Origin of the sequence: Bacillus sp. hwrm1, from assembly GCF_040207805.1 — a bacterium.
GTDB lineage: Bacteria > Bacillota > Bacilli > Bacillales > Bacillaceae > Bacillus > Bacillus velezensis.
Window position 1 is genome coordinate 2,346,591 of sequence record NZ_CP157943.1, and the last position, 13,435, is coordinate 2,360,025.

At 50.2% G+C, this 13,435-nt stretch carries 1 protein-coding gene; it reads right to left on the bottom strand.

Annotated elements, in window-relative coordinates; genetic code table 11:
- Positions 1–9: 9 nt before the first annotated feature.
- Entirely contained in the window at positions 10–13,434 is a 13,425-nt protein-coding gene (locus ABK447_RS11950; RefSeq protein WP_191974078.1) for a type I polyketide synthase, read from the bottom strand.
- Position 13,435 lies beyond the last annotated feature (1 nt).

The window sequence follows — 13,435 nt, forward strand, 5'->3', positions numbered from 1 at the left end:
ACTCCTCTCTCATTTAAATGCTTTCCAAAACATTTTTTTCGCAGGAAGCTCTTGTTTCTCCGCTAGTACGTCAGGTTCTTTTACCAGAGCCTTACGTCTTAATGACGGTACCGGCAGCGGCTTTCTTTTCATTCGGGTATCTTTTTCTTCCCAAGCTTCCAGAATGACGTGGGCGTTCGTTCCGCCGTCAGCAAAGCAGTTGATGGCTACTGACGGTCTGGCTGCATCCCATTCGCCGGCTGTTTTATGAAAATGAAAATCTGTCTTTGTTATATCAAAATGCGGCATCGGTTCATCTCCTGAGAGGAACGGAACCGTTTGTTTATGCTTCAGCATTAATACGACTTTAATGAAGCTTGCGATGCCTTCTGCGCAAAGCGGATGCCCGATGTTCGGCTTAATTGACCCGATGCCGAGCGGAACATGCTGGCCAGAGCGGTATACGGCTTGAATCGCCTTCAGCTCAAGCAAATCAGTTACAGCGGAACCCGATCCGTTTGCTTCGATATAACTGATGTCTTCCGGCTTTTTGCCGCTTTTGAAAAGCGCGCTTTGCATGACATCTTTTTGCGCCTGCATATTAGGAGCTGACGGGCCTGCCGTTCTGCCGTCATTGTTCATGGCGGCAGCCTTAATGACCGCGTGTATCGTGTCGCCGTCTTTTTGCGCCTGGCTTACTGTTTTTAACAGCACCATGCCGACGCCTTCACCGAGGACAACTCCGCCTGAACGCTTGTCAAATACGTGAAATGCCGGCTTTTCGTTTAACAGCCCGCGCTCTTGGAACATCCGGTGCGCCGCATCCGTGTTCAGCAGGCTGACGCCGCCAACTACCGCCGCTTTGATATCGCCGCTTCTCAGTGCCTGAACGGCCATGTTCATTCCTGTCAAAGCCGATGAACAAGCCGTATCAAGCACGATGCTCGGCCCGCGCAGATCAAAAAATTGCGAAACGTTTGCCGCTAAATAATTCTGCCCGCCCGCAACGATCGGGTTGCGGGTATTCGCAAGAATTTCAGGATCAGGCTGATGCTGGCTTCGGCCTCCGATATACACACCGGCCTCTATACCCTTGATTTCTTCACGGGAATAGCCGGCATGGCACCAAAGTTTCAAGCTCTCTTCCAACACCGCCAATGCCTGAGGGTCCATCGCTTTCGCGTCGTTTTCCGGAATGAAAAAGAATTCGGAATCAAAGTGATCCATATTGTCAATCAATCCCGCAACGTATTGATTTGCATATCCGAAACGTTCCGCCGGGACGGAGCCGATTGCGGACCTGCCGCTTCTCAGCAAGTCCCAATATTGTTCTAACGATTCCGCTCCCGGAAAACGGCAGCTCATTCCGACGACGGCAATGTCTTCAGTTACGGCATCACGCTTTTGTTCAGTATGAACCGTTTGTACGGCAGCCGGAACCAAGATTTCTGTATCAGGTTCCTCCCTTTCTGCAAGCAGCGGCTGTCCATTGGATACAAGCCATTCGGCAAACGCGTCAATCGTCGGATGTTCATATAAAACAGACGGATCTAAGTCCTCTTTGAGCGCTTGATTCATTTGCTGTAAAAGCTGCGCTAAAATGATCGAATCAACCCCGTAATCCTGAAACGGTTCGTCTGTTTCCAGTTCTTCCGGAGCGATTTTCAGCTCATCGGAAAACAGTTTCACAAGCCACGTCTTCGTATCAAGAAGCAGTTCTCTGTCTGAATGTTTTTCAGCGGCTTTGCCGTTTATTACGGCTTCAGTCTCTTTTTGTTTTTTCTCTTGACAGAGCAGCCTGTCAGGATGCCATTCGCTCCGATCAATGATAGCCGGCAGAACGGACGGGCGGATGTTTTCAGATAAAATGCGGTCCAGCAAGTCAAGTCCTTCCGCGTTGGACAGTCCCAGCAGCCCGGTCTGCTTCAAGCTTTCTGTGCGGACTTCACCCAATCCGGTTTCCTTCCAGTTCGGCCATTGAATGCTGACTAACGGATATTGATGCTGATGAGCCGCCGCGAAATAATCCATGTACGCATTTGCCATCGCATAATCCGACTGTCCCGCCGCGAGCGCCGGAACGACTGCAGATACTGAAGAAAATAAGACAAAAAATTGCAAAGGATCATTTGTGAAAAGGCTGCTTAATGTTTGAAGCCCTGCGACTTTCGGTTCCAGCACTTCTTGTATATCGTCAGCAGTCTTTCTGATAAACGCCGGATTTACTGAATTAACAGATCCCGCACAATGAATGACGCCGCCGATCGGTCCCATCGTGCGCCGGATCGTTTCAATTTCCGCTGCCGCCGCATCATGATCAGACAATTTCAGACTGATCACCGCCACTTGCACTCCTTTTGCTTCAAGCTCTTCAATCGCCCGTATCTTCTCTTTCAGCCTCGTATTAACGGCTGACCGTTTATGACGGGGAGGAATCGGCTCCCTGCCTGTCAGCACTACTTTTTTCACGCCGTGTTTTTCTGTGAAATGGCGGGCGCATAAGAGACCCAGTCCCCTCGTGCCTCCGGTAATGAAAAGCACATGGTCTTCAGGAAACGGTGCGGGCTTATGTTCTGCTCGCTTCCCGCTTGGAATCTCCCTGAATAAAGCACGGTATCTCTGTCCGTTTCGGCGGCAGATTTCCGGTTCTGTGCTGTCCGCCGCAAATTCATCTGCAATCTGTTTGGCAAGCGTCTGCTGATCCGTATCTGTATCGGCATCCATGTGTCTGGACGTCACGTTTTGATACTCATTTTGAAGCATTCTGTACAGGCCGCTTTTTGCCGCTCCTGCAAGATGAATCGTTTTCTGCTGAAATGGCTCCAAGCCTTTTGTTACATATAGCAGCGTCAGCGGCCGCGCCTGCCGGCGGCTTGTATCAATCAGAGTCTGGAGCCGGCTGATCCCTTCCAGTGAAGGGTCTTCGTCTCCGCATCCCGTCAGATCGATTGCGCCATCTATGTGATTCCAATCGCTAGCTGCAGTGTCAGCCGAATCGACCGGGAGAATGAATGAGTCAGTGAAATGCTTTGCAGTCTCTTCGGCTAGCTCCGCTGTTCTTGCATCAGCCAGAATCATGACCGTCTTGCCGCTTTTCTCACCGGCCGAATCGATCTCACAAGGAACCCATTGCTTTTCTAAAAGCACAGCCTCGCGCCGGTCTTCTGTTTCCTGCGGTACAGCTTTCGGCTCAGGCAGCCAGTACGGCTCCTTCGCAAACGGATAAGCCGGCAGACTGATTCTGCGGGGTTTTTCGCCTTGATAGAGTCTGTCCCAGTCCATCTGAAGCCCTTTGGCCCACAATTCCGCTATTTTGGCGTATTTTTTCTTATCGAACCATGACCTCACAAGCTGCTTCAGGTCATCGTCCGTTTCAAATGCTTTGATTTCTTTTTTAGCCGTTTTGATATGGGCTTCATATATCCCTTCACCCGTATTTCCGTTTACAAAATCGGTTAAACGGCTGATCAGTTCTTCTCTCGAACCGGCTGTAACCGCAAGACGGTAATCCATCGCATCACGCCCGGTTTGAAGCGTGTACGCCATATCTGAAAGATTGATATTCTGATTGGCTTTTGCAAATTCGATCACAGACTCGGCATAGGTTTTTACCTGGGGCGCTTTTTTCGCCGACAGCACAAAAATGTTTGTCTCATCAGGCTTACGGCTTCCCCGGTCTTTCGGCTGATACTCTTCGATAACGAGATGAGCGTTTGTGCCGCTGTAGCCGAATGAGCTGACACAGGCCCGCCGCGGTGCTCCGCCTGTTTCCCAAGGTTTGAGTTCGGTATTGACAAATAAAGGCGAGTCATCGAAATCAAAATGTTCATTCGGCGTGCTGAAATGAAGGGTCGGCACAAGCTGCTGATGCTTCATCGACAGCAGAACCTTCTGGACGCTTGCTACACCTGCCGCCGCCGACGTGTGCCCAATATTCGATTTAACCGAACCGATGGCGCAAAATTGTTTGCGATCCGTTTTTTCCTTAAATACAGAAGACAGGGCTTCTAATTCAATCGGATCCCCCTGCTTTGTGCCGGTGCCGTGCATTTCCGCATAGGTGATGCTCTCAGGGTGGATGTTGTGCGCTTCATACACTTGGCGCTCTAAATCCATTTGGCTTTTCGCGCTTGGTGCGGTAATGCCGTTGGTTTTTCCGTCCTGGTTAATTCCAGATCCGATAATGACTCCGTAAATATGGTCTTGATCGGCTTCCGCATCTTTCAGCCTCTTCAAAACGAGCGCCCCCGCGCCTTCGCCAGGCACAAATCCGTTCGCACTGTTATCAAATGCTTTACATTGGCCGTCAGGAGACAGCATTCCTGCTTCACACATGCTGATGTATGATTCAGGCGTTAAATACAAGGTCACACCGCCGACAAGCGCCATGTCAATTTCATGATTCAACAGCGCCTGACGCGCCAAATGAGTCCCGACGAGAGATGAAGAGCATGCCGTATCGATCGGAATGGCCGGCCCTTTCAAATTGAGATAATAAGGCAGGCGGGCCGCCGCGATGCTGAAACTGTTGCCCGTCGCGCTTCCTCCTGTCTGATGTTTGTTTAACATCATGCCGTATTCATTGTTCATAATCCCCAAATAAACGCCGCAATTTTTCCCGTTTAATTCTTTTGAGCTGTAACCCGCATCCTCAAAGGCTTTAAAACCTTCCTGTAAAAATATCCGGTGCTGCGGGTCCATAAGTTCCGCTTCAGACGGAGATATATTAAAGAACAGCGGATCAAACTCTTCAATGCCGTCAAGCATACCGATTGATCTGCAGTATACTTTGCCCTTCTTGTTTAAGGCCGGATCATAGTATTTGTTTACATCCCAGCGGGAAAGCGGGATGTCGCGAATGGCGTTTTTCGCACGGGCTAAGTTGTCCCAATATGTCTTTAGGTCCGGCGCATCCGGGTACTTGCCCGACATGCCGACGATGGCTATCGCGTCCGCTATCTCGTCTTCAGGCTCCCGTTTGGCCTGCACCGGTTCAGGTTCCTTTTGAACCGTTAATCTCTCCGGCTCGGCAGGTGTTTTCTCCTGCGGGGCATGTTGCGTAAGCGGCTTTGTACGTACGGGAACCGCCTGTTTTTTTCTTCCGCGGACAGACGGCTGCGTACGCAGAAAATCGGCAAATTGACGGATTGTCGGATAATCATACACTTTCGTTACGTTACAGTCCGTGCCGTACCGTTTATTGACGGCCTTTATCCATTCAAGACCGGTAATCGAATCCATACCCAAGTCAATAAAGGCCTCATCAATATCTACTTCATGCCGCTCCATGTACAATACATCAGCCAGTGCTTTTGATAACTCGTCATGCACCGCTTCAATCGGTTCTTCCGGTTCGGCGGAAGCTGCCGTTTCAGACATCGCCTCCAGAATATCCGCTTCTGCTTGTGTCACATGCTGCTTATGAGCGTTTAAAGGCTGCAGCATGATGTTTGATGGTTTTTTCACGGCCTCTGTTTTCTGCGGTTCGGTTGCTTCCTCAAGGATCGGTTCTGTCCCGAGCTCTTTTTGCAAGAAAGCCGCAAACTGGCGGATTGTCGGATAATCATATACTTTCGTCACCGTAAGGGACGTGCCGTATGCTTTATTAACAGACTTTATCCATTCAAGACCGGTAATTGAATCCATGCCGATATCAATAAATGTGTCGTCTGCGTCGATATCGTCGGCATCCATATATAAAACGTCTGCCAAACTTTCGGTCAATACGGCACTTACTTTGTCAGCGGAAACCGCCGGACGGGAAGCGGGCTGTACGGTTCTTTTCGGTTTCGCGCCGCTCAAAGTCTGCAGTGTAATGTTTGACGGTTTTTCTTTGACAGTCTCCTCGTGAAGAGTTGTTACTTCAATGACCGGTTCCGGGGCGGCCGCCGGTGCGATCGGCGCAGACTGTGTTTCGGCCGGTCTTTTGACAGCTGCATCAGCTGATGTGTCGATCCAATAACGGTCTTTTGCAAACGGGTAGGCCGGAAGACTGATTTTTTGCGGTCTGCCCATTTGATACAGCTTATCCCAATTCAGCGGAAGGCCCTTCACCCAAAGCTCTAATACCTTTGCGGCTTTGCCTTTTTCAAGCCACGCCTCAATGGTTTTTTCCATGTCCTCATCAGCCGTAAACAGCGCCATCGTGTCTTTATTCTGTTTGACTTGTCCGCGGTAGAGCTGGTCAATTGACTCCTTGCCGCCCGTAAATTCGTCAAGCTTCTCTTCAAGCTCGCGCAAATTGCTGACAATCATTCCGAGACGCTCTTCCATCGGTTCACGGCCGATTTGAAGCGTATATGCGATCCGGCTCAGATCCGCTTCCCGGTAACGCCCGCTCCGCAGTGCATCAAGAAGACGTTTCGCCCGTTTTTGAAGACGTTGCTCATTTTTCGCGGAAAGGACGATCATCGACGGATGAGGCGCGGCAAAAGCCGTCTCCTTATCCTCATCAGCGGAATATTCTTCGATGACGATATGAGCGTTGACGCCGCCGGCTCCGAATGAGGAAAGCCCCGCGGTTCTCGGCAATTCATTATTTACTCCGTTTTCATTTATGACCGGTCTTTTCCACTCTTCAAGCGTCTGCTGCACTTTAAACGGCGTAGCGAGAAAATCAATATTCGGGTTAAGCGTCCGGGAATGCAATGACGGTGCGAGCTGCTTATGCTTCATTTGCAGGAGCACCTTCGTCAGCCCGGCGATGCCCGCGGCGCTTTCACAGTGGCCGATATTGGATTTCGCTGAGCCGATGGCACAAAACTGTTTATCTTGTGTTTGTTCTGAAAAGGCTTTTGTCAGACCCGTGATTTCAATCGGATCGCCGAGTGAAGTCCCGGTGCCGTGGGCTTCGATGTAGCTGACCGCCCTCGGATCGGTTCCCGCGTCTTTTAACGCCTGTTTGATCACCGCGGCTTGGGCGTTCGGATTCGGTACGGAATACCCGTTTGTTTTTCCATCATGGTTCACGGCCGTTCCTTTGATCAGGCCGTAAATATGATCACCATCCGCTTTTGCTTTAGAAAGCGGCTTAAGGAGTACGGCGCCCACTCCTTCACCGGGCACATAACCGTCCCCGCCTTCTCCGAAACTTTCACATCTGCCTTTGCTTGATAAAAATCTGTTCTGGCCGAGCATCAAATATTTATTCGGATGAACGGATACATTGACGCCCCCGGCAAATGCTGCTTCGCATTCCCCGTTCCGCAAGCTTTGGCATGCCAGATGAATGGCTGTTAAAGAAGAAGAGCACATCGTATCCAGAGCCATGCTCGGGCCGTTAAAACCGAATACATAGGAAGCCCTGTTCGCAATTGATGACGGATTTCCGGTCAGCGCAAGCGATTTACCGCGCGCCTGTTCTTCTGCTCCGTAAAGCTGATATTCCTCGTACATGACGCCGACGTAAACACCGACATTAGCGCCAAGCAAATCACCCGATTTTTCCGTGAGCTTTTTGCGCGTGTAACCGGCATCTTCCATCGTTTCGTAGACACATTGCAGGAATAACCGCTCCTGCGGGTCCATCAATTTTGCATCCCGGGGCGAAATAGAGAAGAATTGCGGATCAAATTTGTCCACGTCTTTCAAAAATCCTCCCCATTTTCCGTACGTCTTGCCTTCTTTATCTTTATCAGCGTCGTAATAAAGACTGTGATCCCAGCGATCGTTTGGAATTTCGGTTATGCAGTCAGTGCCTTCACTCAAATTCTTCCAAAATTCCTGAAGATTTTCGGCCTGCGGATATCGTCCTGATATACCGATAATTGCGATATCTTCACGTTCTGTCAGCTGCTGATTTTTCCGCGTTTCCGGACGGACTTGCGCAAAGCCTTTTTTCCCTTCATTCCGTTTGGAAACGGGCTTTACTTTCGCTTTCTCAGACAGCGCCGGTTTGGCTTCAGGGGTTTCTTCTGTTTTCATCCCGGTCACTTCCAGCAGCGTGTCCCGGTGTGCTTTCATAAAATACTGCGCCAGCGATTCGATATTCTGGTACTCGAAAAACAATGTTTTTGATAATGAGCCGAAGCTCTTTTCCAGCCGGCCCGTCAAATGCATAATCATAATCGAATCAATTCCGTAATCTTCCATAGGCGCCTTGGCATCAATTTTGCCGACAGGAAGTTTGGTCACTTCCGAAAGCACTTGTTTCAAGAAATGCTCCGTTTTTTCTGCAAGCATGTTCTCTCCGCCTGCTGTAAGACCTGCCGTTTCTTCCGTTTCGCTGCCCTTATCCGGCTGATCATCCGCTGATTTTTTCAGAAACGCCCGGATTTTTGCGGCGTAGCCTTCCGTCACCATGACTTGGGATGTGTTTGCCGCCCACCCGCGGTATAAAGCCTGAATGCCGTTTTCTGTTTGCATAGGGACCATGCCGCTTTCTTTTGTCAGCATGGCTTCCGTTTCAGCATCAACCGTCATGCCGCCGTCTTTCCAAAGCGGCCAGCAGATTGAAAGGGTATGTCCATAGCGTTCATTTCGGGCTTTTTTACGGTTTCTTTTTTCACTGAAGGCGTTCATAAACGCATTGGCCATCGCATAATCAGCCTGGCCCGCGCTTCCGGCGCTTCCGGCTCCGGAAGAGAAAAGAATCAGAAAATCAAGCTCAATGTCCTTTGCCGCTTCATCAAGATGAACCAGCCCGGAGACTTTTGGCGCCAGTACATCACGGATTTCATCTTTGTGCTTTTTCAGAATATAGTTGTCTTTTATCGTTCCGGCGCTGTGTATGATACCGTTTAATCCGCCGTACTGCCGACAGATGTCCGCTGTGAGCGATTGAACTTCTTGTTTTTCCGTTATGTCTGTTTGTTTGTACACAGCTTGCGCGCCGAGATCGGACAGTTCTTGAAGCTGGGCTTTTTTACGGTTATCCAACAGAGAACGCCCCGTTAAAATAAGAACGGCGTCTTTTGCATGCCGGGCGATTTCTTTGGCGAATAAAAATCCGAGTCCGCCCGCACCGCCTGTGATCAGATAAACACCTTTATCCTTCCACGGCTTTTCGGCGCCGAACTGTTCAAGCCCTGTTTCCTGCCATTGTGCCGTATAGCGCCTGCCGTTTTCATAGCGAATATGCTTGTCATCAGGATGAGCGCTGCATTCTTTTACATATCGGGACAGAATGTCTGCCTTGACGTCCGGCTCCAATTCAATCAGCTGGCCGGTCAGGTTCGGGTTTTCAAGCGCCGCTGTTTTCAAAAGCCCCGTTAAGCCGCAAAGGAGCTGCGTATCCGCTTCTTGAGGCACGACAATCTGTATAAGCTCGCGCCCGCCGGAATTTGAAGCGAGGATTTTCTTCACTTCTTCGAACGCCTGAAGCGCACAAGCTTCAAACCGTTCGTCTTCACTCTTATGCTGATCACGGAGCACATGACAGCTGAAGTCCGTCTGTATGCTGTTCATTTGATCCGTAAACCGGTCAGATATCATCACGTGACGGGCTTTGAAATGGATCGGCGCTTCTTCATGTACAGCGGCCTTCTCTTCCCATACGTGTTCAAAATATAGTGTATCTGTTTTATCCGTTTCAATTTCCCGTGCGGAATAACCAGTCATTTTCACACATACATTGCCTTGTTCGTCACATACATCAATATCCAGCTTCTGCACGGCATCTTCAGGCTTGCTTTCGCCGCTGTACGCAATGGAAACCCACATATCGCTTTTACAGCTTTTCAACACATCAATCTGTTCGAGAGCAAACGGCAGCATCGGCCGTATGTCAGTCCCGTCTCTGTCAAGCATTAACCCGATTGTCGCGTGGAAGGCCGCATCCAAAAGGCTCGGATGGAGGACAAACTGATCTTTTGTATGAGAAATAGATGACGGGAGTGAGAGCTTCGCGAGCACTTTGCTGTCTTTTGCATAGATTTCCGTGACCGCTTTGTGAGCATCCCCGTATTCAATCCCCATCTGTTTGTATGCCTGATAGCAAGCGTCAGGTGTGATCAGACGGCGTGACTCTCTTAATTTGTCAATCTCGATTTTGGCCGGTTCGCCCGCTCGGACAAACGCTACGCTTCCTTGCGCATAGAGTACGGGCTCTTCTTCCGAGGAAGCCGATTCACTGTAAACCGTAAATCCCATCTCTCCATTTTCTTCGTCATAAAGGCGGAGATACAGTTCTGCGGACTCATCCGCCGCTGTAAACGGACGTATCCATACGACATGTTTCAGCCGGACTGTTCCTTCTTCCTTCGTTTCTGCCGCATGTTCAACGGCCGCCCGGACCATTTCCAGATAAGCCGCGCCCGGTAACGTCCGCTCGTTTTTGACGACGTGATCTTTCAGGAAAAACTCTCCGCCGCTAAACGAGGACCGAAAACGGACGCCTGACATGTTTGATACATTTTCATGCAGGAGCGGATGCAGCATGCCTGCATTTTTTTGCGGCAGCGATTCTCTTTTCTCCGCCTTCGGCACCCAATACCGGATTTTTTCAAACGGATATGTCGGCAGGCTGATCCGATTCGGTTTGTTTTCACCGTACAAGAGATTCCAATCCATCGTTCCTCCGCCGGCCCACTTTTCGGCAATCATCTCCAGAGTTCCGGAAGAAAGCCATTTATGTATTAAGTCCGGAGCAAGCTCTGCCTGTTTGCTTTTATCGGCTCGGTTCCGCCAGCACCCGCTGACCGTTTTACCCGCCAGAAAGCCTTCCAGCCGCTCTTTGAGCTGTGTCATATTCTGAGCGGTGAACGCAACCCGCTCCTCCATCTGTTCACGGCCGATCTGAAGTGTATACGCCGCATCCTCAAGCGGCAGGCCGGGATGAATAAATGCAGACAGCTTCGCAACATACTCTTTTAGCCGTTCTTCATTCCGGGCTGAAACCGGGAAAATGAATGTCTGTTCTTCTGCCGGTTCATACGCTGTTCCGTGTGATTCTTCAGGGATAAATTCCTCCAGAATGAGATGCACGTTTGAACCTGTCGCCCCGAAAGAACTGATCCCAGCACGCCGGGGATATACGGTTTCGTTTCCGTTTTCCTTTACTGAAGGCTGCTGCCACTCTTCGGTATGATGCTGGACGTAAAACGGTGATTGTTCAAAATCTAAATACGGATTCAGCTCCTCGGAATGAAGAGACGGCACCAAAGTTTTATGGTGAAGCTGCAGGGCAACTTTGCTTAAGCCGCTGATGCCCGCAGCCGATTCCGCATGGCCGATATTGGACTTCACTGATCCGATCGAACAGAACTGTTTGTCCTGTGTGTACTGGCGGAACGCCTTGACAAGGCCTTGAACCTCAATCGGATCGCCGAGAGAAGTTCCCGTCCCGTGCGCCTCAATATAACTGACCGTGCGCGGATCGATGCCCGCTTTGTCCAGGCATTCTTCAATCAAATCGGCCTGCGCGACAGGACTCGGCACGGAAATTCCGCTCACTGTCCCCACGTGATTGACGGCACTGCCCTTTATCACCGCATAAATCCGGTCTCCGTCTTTTACCGCCTCCCGCAGCGGTTTTAATAAAACGGCACCGATTCCTTCAGCCGGTACATAGCCGTCTCCGTCTTTCCCGAATGTATGACAAACTCCGTCTGTTGAAAACATGTCCCATAAACCGTATGTCAGATATTTATTCGGATGCAGCGACAAGTTGACGCCTCCGGCAACCGCCGATTCACATTCCCCGCGCCGAATGCTTTCCGCAGCAAGGTGAACCGCAGTCAGCGAAGATGAACAGACCGTATCGACCGCCATGCTCGGCCCGTGAAAATTGCAAAAATATGAAACTCTGTTTGCGATTTGCGCATAATTAAGAGAAAGCGGGAATACATGATCTTCAGAAGAAGCTTCAGCCCCGACCAACGTATAATCCTTATGCATCACCCCTGCGAAGACGCCGACGCGCTGTCTCTTATTCCGTCCGCGCGCCTCTGCGAGCGACTTCGGCGTATATCCGGCATCCTCAATCGTTTCCCAGCATGTTTGTAAAAACAGCCGTTCCTGAGGGTCCATTGTTTCAGCTTCCCGCGGCGTAATCCGGAAAAATTGGGGATCAAAGCAATCCGTATCATCAATAAATCCGCCCCATTTTGAAATGCTCTTTCCGGAAGGCGACTTTACATTTTCAAACCGGCGCCAGTCCCAGCGAGACTCCGGAATTTCGGTGACACAGTTTTTTCCTTCTTTCAGGTTTTCCCAGAATTCATGAATATTTTCGGCCTGCGGATAGCGGCCGGCCATGCCGATAATCGCGATATCTTCATCTTGCGGAACACTGCTTTTCCGCCTGTTTTCTGTTTGCGGCTCAACCGGCTTCGCCATTTTTGCCGGAGGCGCGCTGAAATGGCTCCCGTACTGCTCAGTCAGGAAAGCCGCCAGCTCTGCTGCCGTCGTATATTCAAACAGCAAAGTCGGAGAAAGGGTTTCGCCGATTTTTTCGCTGATCGTTTCGACGACATCAAGCAGTCCGGACGATGTCAGCCCCATTTCATAGTAGCCGACTTGAGAATCAATCTGTTCAAGCGGCTTGCCGATTTTTTCCGCCATCAGATTCATGACATACCGCTCTGCTTCCTCATGCGGGTGTCCGCCTTCAAGCGATGCCGCAACTTCCGGTAAACCGGCTTTTTCAGGAGACTTCTCAGCAGTCTTTCGTTCTGTATTGATCAGCTCGGCATCCCGCACGAGCTTGCTTGTGAAATCTTTCAGCTCGGCTACTTTCCGGCCGGATGCGTTAAAAAACTCCAGTGTAATGTAAATGAGCTCCTTTTCCTGCCGAAGCGACGAACGTTTGATTCTCGTGATGCAGCCGGCCTGCAAAGGTTCGGAAGCTGTAAAAGATTCGTAGAAAAGAGGCAGAAACAGCCTCTTTTCCCCATTTAACAGCGATGAGATCAATAGGTTTGCGCCGACGCCGCTTCCGTCAAGAAGAGTCGGATGGAACAAAAACCCTCCGGCCTGTCCCATCGCGTCTTTTCCGAGCGATACATCAAAGGTGACGCCGTCCCGCTCCTCAAACACTTCTCCTTCTGCTTTCATATATCCGCTGTGAACCAATTCCTGGCTTCTGCATTGTGCATAAAGCTCATTTAAATCGATGGTGCGTTCCGCCCCGCGTTTGACAGAGTCAAGATCAAGCGTGTCACTGAAAATTGCGGGTGCCGTCTCGTGCATTTCCGCTTTGACGTAAATACGTTCTTCCGGCTGTACTCGTCCGCCGCTGACCTCAGCCCCTTTTGCGGTAAGTTTCCAGCGCCCTTCTTTTACCTTTGTACATTCAACCGTAAGCTTGACGGCGCTGTCTTCTTTCGCAATAAGCGGCTGATATATGGATAAATGGCGCAGCTGAAGCCCGTCGTATGAATAGCCGCGCTCTTTGAAAATCTGATAAAACATATCAATATAAGCCAATCCCGGAAGGACTTTTTGTCCGTAAACGTCATGGTGTAAAATAAACGGATTTTTCAGCGATAAAGTGATTTGCTTATTGAAGTTCTTCACG